We start from the raw sequence: 17,256 nt of genomic DNA, 5'->3' as shown, positions 1-17,256 counted from the left end.
CACTCAGGAGCCAAACATGCCTCATCATCACCATCATGACCACAACCATCACCTTGGCTGCGCCTGCTGCGGCCACTTGCCCAAGCTCGCAAACAGCGACGCGGCAGCGCAAGACTTGCTCGGCGAAATTGAGCAGGTCCTGCGCAAGACCTTTCCTCAGCAGTCGCAACAGGCGGTGATTTTCCACGGCGGCCCGATCCATACGATGGAGGCTCCGGCCAGCCGACGAGTCGAGGCGGTGGGCATCGGCGGAGGCGTGATCGTAGCGGCGGGCACGCTCCAGGAGGTGCGGGCGCAGATGGACCGAGCCAGGCACCACGTCACCGAGCATCATTTGAATGGCCACACCCTGCTGCCCGGTTTGATCGACCCCCACGTGCACATCCTGGGCAGCGCCCTGAATAAAGCCTGGCACAATGTGTCGCCGTTCCGAGGAAACTCCGAAAAAGACGCGGAAATCAGCCAGACCCTCAATGCGAATTACTCCATCGAGTTGCTGGCAGGATGGATACAATCCACGCTGAACGAGCCTGATGGGAAAAGCTTGCTGAAGGACAAGGATGGACAAACCATCTGGTTTATCGGCTACGGGGTAGACCCCTCATTGATGACCGCCTGGGGGAACATCGACAAAACCTGGCTTGACGATTTGCACCATGGGCAAGTCGAGGGCCTCAATCTCGCCATTTTGTTGATCAACGCCTCTGGCCATCTGGCTTATGCCAACAGCGCCGCCATATCGAGGATAGGCAGCACATCAAGCACTGGCGTGCTCACCGAACTGGATGTCACCCAGGCGATGAATATCGTTGCCGCCTCGACCACCACGCAAGAACAAATTCCGCAAGGAATAGCCCAGGTTTTGCGAAATGCCGCGCAAAGAGGCATCACCACGCTATTCGATCCCAGCATGGGCGTAAACGACAGCCGCAATTGCGCCGACAACCTGGAACTGTCAGCCCTGAGCCTGACCGCCGAACTAGGCCCGCTGCGCCTGGCGGGAAGCCTGTTCGCCAGCAAAAACCAGAATCTGGACAGCTGGCTTTGTGACGAGAGCCACTGGCAGTTGGACCTGAACAACCCGCCGGCATCGCGCTTCAGCATCAAGGGCATCAAGATGATTTACGACGGCTCCAATCAGGGCCTGACCGGTTATCAGAAAGAAGAATACGATTGCTTCGCGAACCCGCGCATTCCGCCCATTCCCGCCGTGCCGGAGGTCCCGCCCACCGGAAAAAGCAACTATGAAGGACATACAGGAAGCGAGGCCTTTCCCGCCATGCTCAAGCGCGTGCTGGACCAGGGCTGGCCCGCTTTGATCCACGCCAACGGCGACCGGGCGATGAGCGACGTGCTGGACAGCTACCAGCAAGCGATGACCGCGCCGGACGGCGCCATCGACGCGGCGAAAGCCAAGCTTCTGCGGCTGCGCGTCGAGCACGCCTCGCTGATGGACGATGCCGCGCTGGACAGAATGGCCGCGCTCCAGCTCAACCCCAGCTTTCTGATTGGCCACGTAGGCTATTGGGGCTATGTGTTCCAGAACACCATCTTCGGGCAGAGCAAGGCGGAAATGCTCGACCGCTGCAAGTCCGCGCTGGACAAGGGAATGCGCGTCAGCCTGCATTCCGATCACTTCGTATCGCCGCTGGGACCGTTGCGCATGGCTGAGCAAGCCATCTACCGCAAACAGGAAGGCGCCCCGGGCAAGGACAAGCCGATACTGAACGCAGAAGAAACACTCAGCCCTGAACAAGCGCTGCGCGCAGTGACGCTGGATGCCGCCTGGCATTGCCACCTGGACCACCAGGTCGGTTCGCTGGAGCCGGGCAAGCAAGCCGATTTGGTGATCCTTGAGCACGACCCGATGACTGAAACGGCGCTTCCTCTGCGCGACATCAAGGTCATCGCGACCTGGCTATCGGGCGCGCCGGTTCGCATTGAGCGCTGACTGAATCAGTAGCGGCGCCAAAGCGGCGGCCTGCCCGGCAACGGGCCGGCCGCTTGCTATATTCGAGCATGGAAAATGCCCGCGCCTCAGCAGGAGAATCGATTTGCCCACCCGTTCCCCGCCAGGGTTTCCGTGAGCAAGGCAGCGCAGTGCCTCGCCATGCTGCGGTTTCTCATGCTGATCATGGCCGCAGCTGGACCCACAGCCTAGCCATCAACGATCTCTGCTACGACAACATCAACTTTCTGCTGCAGCAGTCGGGCCGCGCCGACATCGTCAACATTCCCGCCAGCGACGGCTCCAACTCCGCGATGAACCGCATCCGCGAGGGCATCTCGCAACAGAAAGCCACCGTGGCCGAGCCCTGCAACCAGCAAGGCTGGCAACTGGCCAAGGAGCTGAGCCGCGGCTTCGTCAGCAGGCACTGTTGTCCCACCCTCACAACGGCGACATCGAAGACGACCAGACCTACCGCCAGCCCTACCTGGACACCTGGCTCAAAAAGCCCTGGCTCCCCCGTCTGTCCGGCGGCCCGCTGTCCTACACTCAAGCGATGCCATGGCTGGAAAACCTGATCTGCCGTTTGATTGCAAAGCATACGACTGATACTATTTAAATAATCTGGAAACAAAATACCGCAATGGACATATCCCAAAGCCTGGGCATAGACGGGATGCCGCTGTCAGCCGCCACCCTGAACTGCGGCGCGCTCTATCTGATCGCCGCGCCCGGCCCCGCGCTGGCCCAAGCGCTGTTGTTTGCCAATCTGCCCTCGGCCGGCAGCCAACCCCTTGTCTGCGTCAGCAGGCAGCAGCCCGCGTCGCAGCAAGACACCGTCTGGCTGGATCGCCGCATCCATGCCGGCAATCTGCAGTTGCTGTCGCCGCGCCAGCCGCGCAAGCCTTCCGCACAACTGGCAAGCGCCTGCCTGGACGAACTGGCTCGCTGCCGCAAGCAGCTGCAGCCCGCCAATGGCGGCATGACGGTGGCGCTGGACCATGCCGAAGACTACTTGCCGCTGCAGCAGCCGGCGCAGGCGCGCCGCGTGCTGCAGGCCTGCAGCCATTGGGCAGCCCGCCACGGCCACGCGCTGCTATTGCTGCTGGACAGTTCCCAGCTGGACGCCGCGGCGTTGGCGGCCCTCAGTCAGCTGGGCCGCGACTGCGCCGGCATGGCCTACGCCGATCCGCTCGGCGACCGGCTCTACGGTTGGCAGATCGCCCACTGGCTGGGCGCGGCCCCAGGTGAAACCGCCAGGCTGCGCACGCTGGAGCTAAGCCCGCGCCATGTGCTGAGCGCGCAGAGGGAAGCCGGCGACAACGATGCGGCTGGCGCGGCGGACGGCGGCGCCCGCCTCGCCACCGACGCCCTGCTGGTGCTGGCCACCAATGCGGCCCTCAGCGGCAACGCGCCGCCCACCCCGCACTGGCGGCTATTCGATGACCTGCCGCAGTTGCTGGAAGCCGCGCACGACGCGGTGGCCGCCACTGTGCTGCTGGACACCGCCAGCAACAAGAAGGAAGCGCTGGGCCAGGCCATCGCGCAATTGCGCCGGCAAAACGGCAAGCGGCTGAAAATCGTGGTGCGCGAAGTGGGCAACCGCCGGCTGCGCCAGAACGAAGAACAACTGCTATTGCGGCTGGGCGCCAACGCCGTGCTGCCGGCGGAGCTGCGTTTCGCCAGCCTGACCGGCATCGTCCACTCCTTGCGCCAGGCAGTCTACCAAGGCAGCGGCGAGGTCGAGGCCGATGCCTTGCGCGCCGCCAGCCGCCCGGAAACCGACCGCGGCTACCTGCCGCCGGCGCGCTTTGTCGACATGGTGGACAATACGGTGCAGCGCAGCCGCGCCATCGATGTCAGCAATATGCTGATCCGGCTGCAGCCGGCGCTGGGGGCCACCCCGGCCGAACTGCTGGCGCTGGGCCGCTTCCAGCGCGCGGGCGACCTGTGCACCGCCGACCGCGACCATGCCTATCTGTTTCTATTCGCCTGCCGCGAAAGCGACGCCGACGCCGCGCTGGGCAACCTGTTCCGCATGCCGATAGGCGAAGTGGCCCAGTCGGAAGTGCGCAGCGCGGACAGCGACAGCATCCTGCTGGCGCTGTCGCAGCTGGCCCGGCAACCCGGCTTCGACAAGCTGCCGGACCTGAGCCGCCAGTTGTCCAACGCGCCGCAGCTGCGCGAAAGCCGCCACGCCCACACCGCGCCCACGCTGCAGCGCGCGCCCTTGCGCCGCCGCAGTGGCCAGTAAAGGTAAATCGATATGTTCAATCCCGAATTGAGCCAGCTGCAATTCATGGTGCTGCTGGCCGCGCTGGCGGCCGGCATCGCCGGCTACCAACTGCACGCGCGTCTGCTGCCCTGGATCCGCCGCCTACTGCTGCGCCGGATGCGCCACTTCCAGCCCCACCCCTATCTGCAACGCCTGCAACAGCAGGACGACGCGCCGCTGGCTAAGAGCCGGCACGCCGAGCCGGGCCACAAGCAAACATGAAATCCAGCCATTCCGCCACGCAAGACGCCACCGCCCTGTCGCTGGGATTGGGCGCATGGAGCGTCTACTTCATCGCCAAGCTCTTGCTGTCCTGGCAGGGCACGCTCAACTTCCATCCGCTGCCCAACCTCGCCTTCGCGCTGCTGCTGCTGATACCGGTCGCCGGCAAGATCCGGTTGCGCATCCGCGCCGCGCTAGCCTTGCTGGCCGGCGCGGCCCTGCTCTACCACGACAGCTGGCTGCCGCCGCCGGAGACGGCGCTGCAACAGCTGTCCACGCTCAAGGGCTTCAGCCTGCATTACCTGCTGGACCTCGCCGGCCGGGTGTTGTCGCTATCGCTGCTCACCGGGGCGGTGATCCTGCTGTGCGGCTACTGGCTGCTGTCGCGCTATCTGCGGCTGGGCACGCTGGTGATGATAGCCCTGCTGGGCGTGAGCGGACGCCAGCTGTGGCAGGACCGCGCCCCCGCCAGCCCGGCGGTGGCCGCCGACAGCGCCGCCGCTCCTGCCGCTGGTGGACAAAGCGCCCCACAGACGCCGGACCAGCAGCTGGCGACCTTCTTCAAGAACGAGGGGCAGCGCATGGTGAAGTTCCAGGGACCGCTGGCCGACCCCGGCTTCGACGTGCTGCTGCTGCACATCTGCTCGCTGTCCTGGGACGATCTGCGCACCATAGGCATGGACCAGCACCCGCTGTTGGGACGCTTCGACTTCCTGTTCAGCAACTTCAACTCCGCCACGCCATACAGCGGCCCGGCCGCGCTGCGCGTGCTGCGCGCCAGCTGCGGCCAGCCCAAACACAGCGAACTGTACCAGAGCGCATCCAAGGACTGCTATCTGTTTGAAAACCTGGCGGCGCTGGGCTTCAAGACCGAGCTGACGCTGAACCACGATGGCAGTTTCGATGACTTCCTCAAACAGATCCGCACCGACGGCCGGCTCAACCAGCCGCTGATGTCTCAGCAGGGCTTGCCGGTGGGGCTGCGCTCCTTCGACAACAGCCCGATCTACAGCGACTACGCGGTGCTCAACCGCTGGCTGGAGCAGCGCCAGCAGGATGGCAACGCCCATGTGGCCGCCTACTACAACACCATCAGCCTGCATGACGGCAACCGCATCCCGAACGCGCCGGGGCTGAATACCATGGACAGCTATAAATACCGCGCCAACCGGCTGTTCGCCGATCTCAATCAGTTCATCGACCAGCTGGAAAAGAGCCACCGCAAGCTGATCCTGGTGCTGGTGCCGGAGCACGGCGCGGCGCTGCGCGGCGACAAGCAGCAGTTCAGCGGCCTGCGCGAAATCCCCACGCCGCACATCACCATCGTGCCGGCGGCGATCAAGGTTATAGGCGGCCAGGGCCACCCCGGCCAGACCCGGATCGACCAGCCCAGCAGCTATCTGGCGGTGTCCACCATTCTGTCGCGGATGATGAACAAAAGTCCGTTCGGCGCCGACTACCAGCCTGCCGAGTTCGCCCGCGATCTGCCCACGACACCGTATGTGTCCGAAAGCGCCAGCTCCATCGTGATGCAAAACGGCAAGCGCTTCCTGCTGCAGCAGGACGGCGGCGACTGGACCGACTACCCGGTGCAGTAAACATTGCCCGGCCAGCCCGCCCATCGCAAGACGCGGCCCCAAGCAGGGGCCGCTTTTTTTATGGCGGCGATTGCGCACCCGCTTGCTGACCGGCGGAACCGGCATGAACATTATCGCCCGCGCAGCAGGCGCCAAACCTCAACGCAGATGCCAATCAAAGAGAAATGCCGGCCACAACATTCTGTGACCGGCATTTCTTCCATCCTGCGCAACGCCATGCCCCGGCTATGGCTTGACCTCAGCCAAGGGCCACGGCGCCGGCAGCGCCTGCTGGCCGATCGGCGCGCCGACAGTGGCCTCTGCAGACGGGTTGGCCGCCTCCGCCCACGGCTCGTTCGCCACCCGGCGCGAACCTGACTTCAGCCGCAGCAGGTTGGCCTGGATGTCCTCGCGGTCCGGCGCGATGCGCGCCGCCCGCTCCAGCAACACGATGGCGCTACCCACGCTGCCGGCCTTGACTAGTTGCAGAGCCAAGCGGTTGATCGCCTCCGGCTGGTAGGGATGCTGCCAGTACCAGGCGCGCGCCGCGTCCAGCTCGGAAGCGGCGGCGGCCCCTCCCGCCGGCAGCAGCGTGGCGATGGCCAGGCAGCAATATGCAATCGACTTGAACACACTCACGCTATCCTCCTCAGAAGCTCGAATACGGCTGCAGCGGCTCCACCGGGAACGGCAGCGTCAGCGACGCGCCATCCGGCTGGTAGCGTAGATAGAACAACGCCCGGCCCGGCTGGTAGTACTGCGAATGCTGATACTCCAGCATGCCGCCCAAGGCCAGCCGCGGCGTTAACTGGTATTCGAACGCGCCGCTCAGCGACACCCCCCAGCCAGGGCCGGAGCTTTCGCTGGTATAGAGATTGCCGGCCTGCGTCTGCAGGTCCGGCCGGGTCGGATAGAACGGCGACGCCGATTCGCGCGCGCTGGATATCGATGCCGAAGCCCGCGCCAGATAGCTCCAGCGCTCGTTGCGCGCCGCGTAGCTGAGCGGCAGCGACAGCGAATTGTAGCGCTGCGGGCTGTAATAGCCTCCCTGGCCGAAAGTGAACTCGCCCAGGTTCTTCTGGAACCAGAAGTTGATGCTGTTGACGCCCAGCGTCAGTTGTCGGGTGGGCTCCTTCAGCAAGCGCCAGTAGACGCCGCCCATCGCGGTCAGCTTGCGGTTTTCGGCCACGTTTTCGCCGGTCAGCTGCTGGTAGGCGAAATTGGACCACACGCCGAAGCGTCCACCCTGGTCGTAGCCCAGGCTGCCGCCGACACCGGTCGCGACCACTCCGCCCCAGGTCTGGCCGGTATAGGGGGCGCGCACGCCGGCATAGCTGAGCAGGGAACTGGTCACCGGACGGCGCGAGGCCTCCAGCTTGTAGTTGAGGAGGGAGACGCTGTTCGAATAACGGACGCCTCCTATCAGATTGGACACCGGGAAGCTTTGCGGCGTGCCGCCCATGTCCACCCGCCAATGCTCGTTCTCGTAGCCGAGGCCCAACGCCACGCCTTGCGCGGCCTGCGCGCCGAATTGTCCGGCGCAGCTCTGGACATTGTTGCCTGGCAGGGAGGAACAAGCGGCCACGGAGCCAAAGCGCTGCAGCGCGTAATTATTGTCCGGACTGTTGTCCAAGGAGCCGGCGTTGATGCTGACCGCGTCGGCGCGTAGGAAGTACTTGCCCTCGCGCGGGGCCGGCAGCTCCACCAGCAGCGGCGCCTGCCACATCGTCATCTGCGACTGACCCGGCGTGCCATTGTCGGCGCTGCGGTAGGTCAGGTCCAGGCCCTGCCAAATCTTGATGCTGCGCGCGTCCAGCAGCTCGGCGTAATCTTCGTGCAGGGTTTCCTGCTGCGCGGATTCTGCCGGCACCGGCCGCAAGGGTTGCTGCCTCAGCAACAGGCCGCTGTTGGCGGTGGTCTGCACTCCCGCGGCTGCGGAAGCGAAGCCGGCGCGATACCAAGCCAGCGCTTGCTTCGGCTGATTCTTCTGCCGCGCGCGCCGCGCCGCCTGCCCCATCAGCGCTGGGCTTTTCACACCCTGGGCCAGCAGGCTGGCGATTTCCCGGTCCAGCCGCCGCGTGTCGCCGGCATCGCCCAGTCGCGCCAGCGCGCGCAAGCGGAAGTCCAGGCTGCGCCCGGGCTGGTCCCGCAGCAGCGCGTCCACTCCCTGGACGGCCAGACTCCGGTTGCCGGTCTTGATATACAGGTCAACCAGCTGCAGCCGGGCTTCGTCATCGTCCGGCCGCAGGCTTAGCGCCTGTTGCAGCCGGGCGCGGGCGGCATCCCAGCGGCCGGCCTCCATGTCGTAATCTGCCAGTTTGCGCTGCAAACGCGCGTCCTGCGGCGCGGCCAGCACCGCCTGGTTGAGGATGGCTTGCGCGCGGACATGATCGCCGGCCTGTTGCGCCTGATCAGCCTGTGCCGCCGCCAGCGTGGCCTGCAGGTCCGCCAGCTTCCGCTTCTGATCCTCGCTCATGTCCTGTCGCGTCTGCGCGGATGCCGCCAGCAGCGGCTCTGCCGCCGCGATATCGTCCAGGTCCAGCAGCAGGTCGGCGTAGGCCAGTTCGTTGTCGGTGTCCGGCTGCTCCAGATATTGCGACAGCAGCAGCTGGCGGGCATGGCCGGCGTCGCCCGCCCGCAACCAGGCTTGCGCCAGCTCGGAGAGCCGCGCCGGGTCGCCCTGCATCCAGCGCTCCGCGCTTTTCAGGCTCTGCCGCGCCTGTCCGGCCTGGCCCAGCGCCAGCCGGGCGTCGGCCAGGCGGATGATTTCGCGCAGCCAAATGCGGCGCTGCAAGGCCGTCATGCCTTCGCTGCGGGCGGCCGGCGGAATACGCTGCAAGGTGTTCAGCACCGCGCGGTCGTCGTCCAGCTTGGCCTGGAACAAGGCGTAGGCGTACAGGCGCTCTGGACTCGCAGCCGGAGCGTCGGCCAGTTGGCGCAGAATGGAGCCGCCCTTGCCGGCGTCGCCGGCCGCCAGCCAGGCATTGGCCAGCGCGAAGCGGTTCCAGGTGTTTTGCGGTTGCAAGTCCACCGCGCGCTGCAGATGCGGCAACGCCTGCTGCAACTGGCCTTTGGCCAGCAGGCGGTCTCCCAGCTCGCGCTCCACTTCGGCCCGGGCGGATAGATAGGAAGCGCCCAAGGCGCGTTGCTGCTTTTGCGGCAGGCCGCGCAGCATAGCGTCGGCCTGCGCGTATTGGCCAGCGTCCAGATAGGTGCGCAACAGCCCGGCCAGGGCCTGGCCGCTATCCGGCCGGCTCTGCAAAGCCTGGCGGTACAGCTGCTGCGCGCGGGCGGTATGGTTCTGCCGCGCCTGCCAATCAGCGTCGGCCAGCAGCACGTCGGCGCTGGCGGGTTGCAGTTTGCCGGCCCGGTCCAGCAGCGCGCGCGCGGTCTGCCATTGCTGCGCCTGCATCGCGGTTTGCGCCTGCGCCAATATGTCGGCCAGTTGGGCGTCGGCGATGCGGCGCTTCCAGCCGCTGTCGCCCGCTTGCTCCGCCTGCCCCTGGCGGTAGCTGGCCACCGCGTCGGCGTAACGGCCTTGCTTCTCGCGCAGGCGGCCCAGGCTCTTCAGATACTGCGGCTGCTTGGCGTAACGGCTGGCCGCCAATTGCAGGCTCTTTTCCGCCGCGGCCAGTTGGTTGCCGTCCAATTGCTTGTCCGCCGCCAGCAAAGCGCGGTAGGCCGGGTCGGCCAGCAGTTCGCGCTGCTTGCGCCTGCCCGCTCGCAGCGCGGCCAGCTTGCCGCTGATCTGCTCGTCCTCGGGAGCCGCCTGCAGGTAGGCCAGATAGGCGTCCTGCGGCATATCGGCCTGCTGCAGCGCGCGCCGCCACAAGCCCAGCGCCTCGCTGCGGCTGTCGGCGAATTGGGTCAGCGCCTTCATCTCGGCCAGCACTTGCGGCGGCACCGGCGGATGCAACAGATAGATGCTGGCCAGCGCCAGCCGGTTCTTGTGGTTGGACGGGCTTTGCTGGATCAGCTTCTTCAACGCGGCCTGGCTGCGCGCCCAGCCTCCGTTCGGCAGCCGGGCCACCAGCTGCCAGTATTCCAGCGCCAGCGCGCCTTCCGGCGGCGGGCCCTGGTAGAGTTCGTTGAAGGCGGCGTAAGCCTGCTCTACCTTGCCGCTATTGAACAGCGAACGCGCGGTGAGCAGCTTGTTGCGGTCCGGCCCCAGCACCCGGCGCATCTGCTCCACCCGGGCGATCCCGGAATAGCCGGGATACAGCCGGCGCAGCTGCGCCAGCGTTTGTTGCGCCTCTTTGTCCTGATGCTGCTGCACCTGGACCAGCGCCTGCAGCGTCAGGGCCTCGGCCCGGTCCTGCGGCTTGGCGGCGTGGATGCGCTGCAATTTGTCCAGCGCCTGCTGCGCCTCCAGCGGCCTCCCCAGCGACTGCCACAGCCGCGCCTGCTCCAACAGCGCCTGCGCCGGGTCCACCGCCGCGGGCGCGGCGTGCAGCGCGCCGCTGAAACCCAGCGCCAGCATGGCGCTCAGGATGCAGCGCATGCGCCCTCCCAGGCCGGCTTGACTTCGCCGTTGGCCTTGAATTGATAGCGGCCCTGCTGCCAGCCCTGGCCGAACAAGGTCAAGACATGGTCATAGTAGGCGTCCGGCCGCTCGGACAGCGGCATGGCCTCGATGCGCAGCAACTGCGTCTGCAGCGCCGCCTGCTCGCCCTGCGCTTGCAGGAAAGGCAGCAGCGCCATAGAAAAGCCTATCGGTCCCGAACCCTGGACCTTACCGCTGCGGGTGTCCACCATCTCGGGCGGCAGCCCGGTTTTGGCCACCTGCAGCGCCATCGGCTTGAGCTTGCCCAGCAAGGCGGCGCGCCCCGGCGCGTCCGGCGCCAGCATGCCGGCCCACAGGTAGACGCGGATGGCGTTGTAGCTGCCCGACGCCTTGCTGGCATCGTCGGCGGCGAAACCCTTGCGATAGGCGATCCAGTCCGGCGCGAAACCGGCCGGCGCGCTTTCCAGCAACATGCGCTGCGAAGTGCCGCGCAACACGGCCCAGCCTGAGCCCGGCAAGGCGTGCGCCATGCGCGCGACCAGCTGCGGCGGCAGGTAGCTGGGATTGAGCCGGGTCAGCTCCGACTTGGTGAAACCGTAACGGCCGGGCAGCAGGGTCGGCCCCAGGCCGGGCAGGTCCATCACCTCCTCGCGCAGGATGCGCAAGGCCAACAGCTTGCCCAGCGCTGTATAGCGCGGTTCGCGCCACAGCCGGCCGGCCTCCAGCAGGCTATAGGCGATCCACAGGTCGGAGTCGGACGCGCTGTTGTCGTCCATCACGTCCCACTTGCCATCGGGACGCTTGCCCCATTGCCAGGCCGGCAGGCGGGCGCTGAGGTCGCCGGCGGCCAGGTTGTCGCGCGTCCATTGCAGCAGCTTGTCGAAGGCCGGCCTGTCGTTGGCCACCAACGCGAAGAACAGCGCGTAGCTCTGCCCCTCCGAGGTGGTCGGCTGGCCGTCCGAGCCGCGGTCCAGCACCCGGCCGCCATCCGGAATGAAATGCTGGCGAAAGTCCTGCCAGGCCGGCCAGCCGTCGCATGGCCCCGCCTGGGCAGCGAGCGCCAGCGCGCCCAGCGCCGCCAGGCACGCGCGTTGCAGCGCCTTCATCTCACGACTCCTTGAGGCGGCGCGCAGCCAGCGCCTTGAACAGGCGCAAGATGGCGAAGGCGAAGATCAGCACCGCCAGCGCCGACAGCGCCGCCAGCAACAGCGGGTGGGCGGACAGGAACAGCCATACCCAGGTCCACAGCGGCAGGTTGCCGACGTAGTACACCGGCCCCAGCTGCTGGCTGTCTATGCTGTCGCCGCGGATCAGCACCGCGCTGCCGGACATCTGCGCCACCTTGCCGTCGTCGGCCAGCGCGCCGGTCGCGGTGGCCATCGCGTCCGGCTCGCTGCCGGTGACGATCACCACGCTGCGGCCGCTGGCCAGCGGCGATTCCAGCGCCAGCAGCGCGCCCAGCCGGCCCTGGGCTGAGAAGTCCACCTGGCCGTTGATGCGGCCGCCTGCCGCCTGCTCCGGCGTCTGGCCCAGGCCGGCCGGCAGGGTGTTGGCCTCGCCTTCGGCCACCTTGCGGTTGCCGCCCTCCAGCGTGGTGGGCAGCTTGTCGCGCCAGGCCTTGAGCAGACCCAGGTTGCGGGCGTTGCCCACCACCAGCAGGTCAGAGTTCTTGACGCTGTCCAGCGCGCCCTCGTCCACCAGCCGGTAGCGCAGCGCCGGATAGCCGGTGGACTCGCCCATCTTGCCCATCACATTGAGGAAGGCGGCGATGTCCTGCTGCGCCGGCTGCCTGGGTAGCACCACCGCGGTGTCCGACAGGTCGGCCATGCGGGTGAACGGATAGCCAGAGGTGGCGAACAGACCCAGATTGGGCAGCGCCGCATAATGCGGATAGGAGCTGAAGTCGACGGTGGAGTCCGGATCAATCGCCGCGCGGTTGCCGTCGGCCAGATTGTTGGCGCACTCGCCCTGCTTTTCCGCCGCGAACACGTACTGGAACTGCATCTCGTTGCGGCTGCCAACGCGGAAGGGCGGCAGCAGGATGCGGTCGATATTGCTGAGCAGGCCGTTTTCCAGCACCGGCAGGCGCAGGCTGGTCTGGGTGCTGCCCACGCCGCTGGCGTTGAGATTCAGGCTTTGCACGAACAATTCGTTGATGCCGATGCTGAGACGCGAGCCGGCGGCCTGCTGCTGGCCGGTGTAGCGGAACTTCAGATCCAGCGGAATGCCGCGGCTGCCCCAGGTGAACAGGTCTCCCGGCACGCGGAAGGAGATGCGTATCGGCGCCGGCTGCTGGCCTGTGACCTGCAGATCGCGCGGATTGTCCACCAGTTCGCCCAGCCTGGTGGGCCGGTCCGGCCGCACCCAGTTGGGGGCGTCGTACGGCTTGCGCGGCGCCTCCAGCTTGAGGCCGCGCACCACCACCTGGCTGCCGCTCATGCCGGCCTGGCCCAGCACCAGCGCGTCGGTGGCGAGTTTCAGGTCCTTGTCGTCGCGTCCCAGGATCAGCAGCAGCTTGCGCTCCGGCCGATCCGGATGCGGCATGATGCTGATGGTGGGCGCCGACACCGGCGGCAGCTTGGCCAGGAAATCAGGCCGCTGGCTATTGGTGGCGTAGACGATGGTGTGCGCCGCCGCCGGCAGGCTGTTGAGTGAGGCGCTGTAGCGCACGCCGCGCCAACCGGCCTGGGCGCCGAACCACGACGCCAGCTCGCCCGCCGCCTGCAGCGAGGTTTGTGAGGGGCGCGCGGCGAACACGAAAGGCAGCTTCAGCGGCGAGAAGTCGCGCCGGTCGAAGAACGGCTCGGGGAAATAGCTGAGGTCGTTGACGAAGGGCAACGCTTGCACCGTCAACTGCAGTTCGCTGGTATTGCTGATCTCCGCCCACAGACTGCTGTGGGTCTCGTCTTCGCAGCGGTTGGTGTAATGACCGATCAAACGGAATTTGAGCTGGTTGAAATTGGCCAGCAGGCGCGGGTCCAGCGGCAGGGTCAGCTGTTGCGGCTTGCCGCCCTGCTCCTTGGGCAAGGCCAGCACCGTCACCACCTCGTCGTTGAGCAACACTTGCACATGCGACAGGTCGGCCAGCATCGCCGGCGAGAAGGTATAGCGCAGATGCAGCGTGAGACCGCTGATCACCTCGTCGCCGCGGCTGCCGAAACCGACGCCCACCAGGCTGTTGTCGCCGCGCATTTTCAGCGGATAGCCGGCGCCCATCTGCTTGAAGCTGAGGGTACGGGTGGTGACCAGCGGCGCGGCCTTGGCCTGCTCCGGCGCGGCAACCGTCTCTTCCTTGGCATTAACCGTCAACGCCGGCGTCGCCAGCAGCAGGCCGGAAAGGAATATGGACAGGGTTTTTCTTGGTATGCGGCTTATCATTTCATGTTCCGATAAATATGCGGCTGCCGCGGCAGCAGACTGCCCAGCCAATTCCAGAAGCCCACCCAACGGCCGCTGCGGGCCCCGAGCGGCGAAAACAGTTGCTGCGCCAGCTGCCACAGGCTGTGGCCACCCATGCGCCAGATATCCCAGGCCCCGCCCAGCGGCGTGCCCTCATGCTTGCGCTCCGTGGTTTTCAGCCAGGCGTCGGCGCGGCCGAAAGTGCATTGCACCAACGCCATCTCCTCGTCCAGGCTCAGGCCTGCGAAGCGCACGCTCAGGCGCCCGCCCTTGGAGAACACCAGGCGGCAAGGCAAGGCGAAACTGCGGCCGCTGCGGCGCATCGACACCGTCAGCTCGGTGTTCTGCTTCAGCCGCAGCCGCAGGCCTTCCGGCAGCTCCAGCGCCATGCCGCCCTCGGAATAATCTAGGGTGTGGCAGGGATAGACCTTGCCGTCGTGCAGATGCAGCGACACCGGTAGCCGGCTTTGCACGCGGTGGGAAACCCGCACCTGGCGCAACTCGCGCGCCACCGCCAGCGCCACCCCGAGCAGCAAGGTGTTGTAGCCCACCCAGAACAGGTTCACCAGCACGGTGCCGATCTCGTTGGCGGGGCCGGTCCACATCCGGTACACACCGAACCCCACGCCCAGCAGGTTCAAGCCCAGCAAAAACAGATAGGGCTTGGTGATGCTCCAGTCAACATGGTCTTCCTCCACCACGCCGCCCTTGGCGGTGACGTTGAACTTGCCCAGACCTGGAAACAGCAGCGCCACCGTGGTAGGCAGCGTGATGTACCAGGCCAGCACCGTCTCGTAGACTTCGCCCCAGAACGAACGGCGGAATTCGCCGTGCATCCGCGAATTGGACATCACCGAGAACACCATGTGCGGCACCACGTACAGCACCAGACCCAGCGCCGGCGCGTAGATGGTGTAGGCATGGAACAGCAGGAAGGCCAGGGGGGCGGTGAGGAACACCAGACGCGGGATGCCGTACAGGAAGTGCATCATCGCGTTGAGATAGCAGAAGCGCTGTCCCAAGGTCAGTCCCTTGCCCAACATGGGGTTGTCGCTGCGGAATATCTGCGCCATGCCGCGCGCCCAGCGGATGCGCTGGCCAACGTGGGCGGACAGGCTTTCGGTGGCCAGGCCCGCCGCCTGCACCAGGTTGATATAGGCCGAATGGTAGCCGCGGCGGTGCATCTTCAGCGAGGTGTGCGCGTCTTCGGTGACGGTTTCCACCGCGATGCCGCCCACCGCCATCAGCGCGTCGCGCCGCAACACCGCGCACGATCCGCAGAAGAAGGACGCGTTCCACAGGTCGTTGCCGTCCTGCACCCGGCCGTAGAACAGCTCGCCCTCGTTCGGCACCTTGTCGCGGGTATCCAGATTGCGTTCGAACGGATCGGCGGAGAAAAAGTGGTGCGGCGTCTGCACCAACGCCAGCTTTTCGTCCTTGAGGAAACCGCCCATCGTGGTCTGTAGGAAGGAGCGGGTGGGAATGTGGTCGCAGTCGAAGATGGCGACGAAGCTGGCGTCGGTGACGCCCAGCGCGTGATTGATGTTGCCGGCCTTGGCGTGCTTGTGCTCGCTGCGGACGATGTAGCCCACGCCCACCTGGGAAGCGAATTCGCGGATCTCGTCGCGGCTGCCGTCGTCCAGAATATGCACGCGCAGCTTGCCGGGCGGCCAATCCATGCTCATCGCCGCGAACACGGTGGGCTTGAGCACCCGCAACGGCTCGCTGTAGATCGGGATGAACACGTCCACGCTGGGCCATAGCGAAGCGTCCGCCGGCAGCGGCACCACCTTGCGCTCCAGCATCCAGGACGACTGGAAAAACCCCAGCAGCAGCACCAGCCAGGCGTATATCTCGGCGCCCAGCAGAATCACGCCGGCGATCAGGTTAGGCCAGCTGTCGTCATTGATGGTGGAACTGGTGCGCCACCAGATGTAGCGGGTGGACACCGCGATGGAGAACACCATCAGGATCAGCGTGGGCACCGGACCAGGGATGCGCCTCACCCACAAGGCCATCAGCAGCAGCACCACGGTGAATACCGCTTGCGAGTATTCATCGAACGGCGTGGTCACCAGCACTACGCCCAGCAAACCTGCCAGCAGATAACAAGCGGTGCGGATGGCGGCGTTCCGCCACCAGGCATGCTCGGCGAAGCCCTCTACCGAACCGCGCAGATGGGCGGGGTCGAACATCCGCGGAAAGCGGGCTTCCAGCCAAACCTCGGCGCGGCGGCGCTGGCCGGCGGCCGAGGCCAGCGCGTGGCGACTGAACTCCAGCAGGTAGGGCAAAGGTTTCGGCCGCCTGGCCCCCTGCGCGCGCGGCGGCTTGACCAGCAGCAACCAGACCAGCTGCAACAGGATGCGCAGGGGATCGGCCAGCCTGGGCCGGGAGAAATCGACTTGAGGGAAATACTGGCGCGCCACATTGCCCCAGGCGGTCCAGCCATGGGCAGGCGTGACGACAAACAGCGACAGCAGCAGCAAGGCGCAACGCGGCGCATCGGCCGGATGCAGCAAGCGCAGCCGAAGGCCCCATTCGCGCCAGTTCGCCGCCGGTAGATTCATGCGCCGCCCCTGTCGGCATCCAGCCGCACCGACAACCAAGTCGCCAGCTGGCGCAAATCGTCGGCGGCCTGGCTCTCCGGCGCGTAGTCGAACAAGGGCCGCTGCTTGGCGAAGGCCTCGCGCACCGCCTCGTCGCGATGGATGGGCAGCGGCGCCAGCCGCGGTCCCAACGTCTTGCGCAGCATCAATTCGACATCGCCATCCAGCTGCCGCAGCGGATTGAAATGATTGATGGCGAACAGGATGCGCTCCGACGGCAAGCCGCTGGCCAGCAGTTCGGCCTCGGCCATCTCCAGCAGCGCGCAAGACGCGGGTTCGGCCGACAGCATCACCAACGCATGATTGGCGGCATTCAAGCCCTGCTGCCGCTCGGCGACGCCGCGCGCCGGCAGATCCAGCACCGTGCGCTGGCCCGCCTGCTTCTCAAGCAGCGCCAGCTCATCGCGCAACCAATCGTCGCCCTGCGGCTCGCCCTGGTCGACGTCCACCTCCACCCGGCCATGCGGCACCAGCGTCAGATGATGGTCCCCCACCTCCCAGGCGGCCCGCATCCAGTCGGCGCCGGCATCGAGCCGGCTGCGCCAGCCGTCGCCTTCGTCCCAAGCCATGCCGAAATGCAGGCGCAACAGATTCTGCCGGCACAGGTCCATCGCCAGCACTGGTCTTTGCTGCCGTTGCCACAACAAGGCCAGCGACGCCGCCACCGTCGTGGCGCCGCAACCACCCTTCACGCCGCATACCGCCAAAATTGCCATGTCTCGCTC

Annotated in this window: 11 protein-coding genes; 5 read left to right on the top strand and 6 right to left on the bottom strand. The window is 66.3% G+C overall.

Features of this window, described 5'->3' with window-relative positions; all coding sequences use genetic code 11:
* Positions 1 to 16 precede the first annotated feature (16 nt).
* The 5 genes from BI347_RS21960 (at position 17) to bcsG (ending at position 6,043) form a co-directional block, all read left to right on the top strand.
* Positions 17 to 1,951: an amidohydrolase gene (locus BI347_RS21960; RefSeq protein ID WP_071113006.1), complete on the top strand. Its 1,935-nt coding sequence runs from the start codon at positions 17 to 19 to the stop codon at positions 1,949 to 1,951.
* A 149-nt stretch (positions 1,952 to 2,100) separates the two neighbouring features.
* Positions 2,101 to 2,526 (top strand): type 1 periplasmic-binding domain-containing protein, encoded by a 426-nt coding sequence (locus BI347_RS23830; RefSeq protein WP_139166965.1) that lies wholly within the window; start codon positions 2,101 to 2,103, stop codon positions 2,524 to 2,526.
* Positions 2,527 to 2,591: 65 nt separating this feature from the next.
* Positions 2,592 to 4,202, top strand: coding sequence for a cellulose biosynthesis protein BcsE (gene bcsE / locus BI347_RS21950; RefSeq protein ID WP_071117100.1), 1,611 nt, complete (start codon positions 2,592 to 2,594; stop codon positions 4,200 to 4,202).
* A 12-nt stretch (positions 4,203 to 4,214) separates the two neighbouring features.
* Entirely contained in the window at positions 4,215 to 4,445 is a 231-nt protein-coding gene (locus BI347_RS21945; RefSeq protein WP_071113009.1) for a hypothetical protein, read from the top strand.
* Positions 4,442 to 6,043 (top strand): cellulose biosynthesis protein BcsG, encoded by a 1,602-nt coding sequence (gene bcsG, locus BI347_RS21940; protein WP_071117099.1) that lies wholly within the window; start codon positions 4,442 to 4,444, stop codon positions 6,041 to 6,043. The genes BI347_RS21945 and bcsG overlap by 4 nt, the downstream gene beginning before the upstream one ends.
* Before the next feature lie 225 nt (positions 6,044 to 6,268).
* Here bcsG and BI347_RS21935 read toward each other — a convergent pair whose 3' ends face one another.
* From BI347_RS21935 to bcsQ, 6 genes are read right to left on the bottom strand one after another with little or no spacing between them, the layout of a single operon-like run.
* Positions 6,269 to 6,661: a hypothetical protein gene (locus tag BI347_RS21935; RefSeq protein WP_139166967.1), complete on the bottom strand. Its 393-nt coding sequence runs from the start codon at positions 6,659 to 6,661 to the stop codon at positions 6,269 to 6,271.
* A gap of 10 nt (positions 6,662 to 6,671) precedes the next feature.
* On the bottom strand, positions 6,672 to 10,523 hold the full coding sequence (locus BI347_RS21930; protein WP_071117098.1) for a cellulose synthase subunit BcsC-related outer membrane protein: 3,852 nt from the start codon (positions 10,521 to 10,523) through the stop codon (positions 6,672 to 6,674).
* Positions 10,508 to 11,632: a cellulose synthase complex periplasmic endoglucanase BcsZ gene (gene bcsZ / locus BI347_RS21925; protein ID WP_071113013.1), complete on the bottom strand. Its 1,125-nt coding sequence runs from the start codon at positions 11,630 to 11,632 to the stop codon at positions 10,508 to 10,510. The genes BI347_RS21930 and bcsZ overlap by 16 nt, the downstream gene beginning before the upstream one ends.
* Before the next feature lies 1 nt (position 11,633).
* Positions 11,634 to 13,904 (bottom strand): cellulose biosynthesis cyclic di-GMP-binding regulatory protein BcsB, encoded by a 2,271-nt coding sequence (bcsB, locus tag BI347_RS21920; protein WP_071117097.1) that lies wholly within the window; start codon positions 13,902 to 13,904, stop codon positions 11,634 to 11,636.
* Positions 13,901 to 16,492 carry a UDP-forming cellulose synthase catalytic subunit gene (bcsA, locus tag BI347_RS21915; RefSeq protein ID WP_071117096.1) on the bottom strand — a complete coding sequence of 864 codons (2,592 nt, stop codon included), beginning with the start codon at positions 16,490 to 16,492 and terminating at the stop codon, positions 13,901 to 13,903. The genes bcsB and bcsA overlap by 4 nt, the downstream gene beginning before the upstream one ends.
* Positions 16,489 to 17,247, bottom strand: a complete 759-nt coding sequence (gene bcsQ / locus BI347_RS21910) for a cellulose biosynthesis protein BcsQ (protein WP_071113016.1) — start codon at positions 17,245 to 17,247, stop codon at positions 16,489 to 16,491. The genes bcsA and bcsQ overlap by 4 nt, the downstream gene beginning before the upstream one ends.
* Between the last annotated feature and the right edge of the window lie 9 nt (positions 17,248 to 17,256).

It is taken from the genome of Chromobacterium sphagni (genome assembly GCF_001855575.1).
GTDB lineage: Bacteria > Pseudomonadota > Gammaproteobacteria > Burkholderiales > Chromobacteriaceae > Chromobacterium > Chromobacterium sphagni.
The sequence above is the reverse complement of the archived record's forward strand: the minus strand, read 5'-3'. Positions and strand labels throughout refer to the sequence as shown.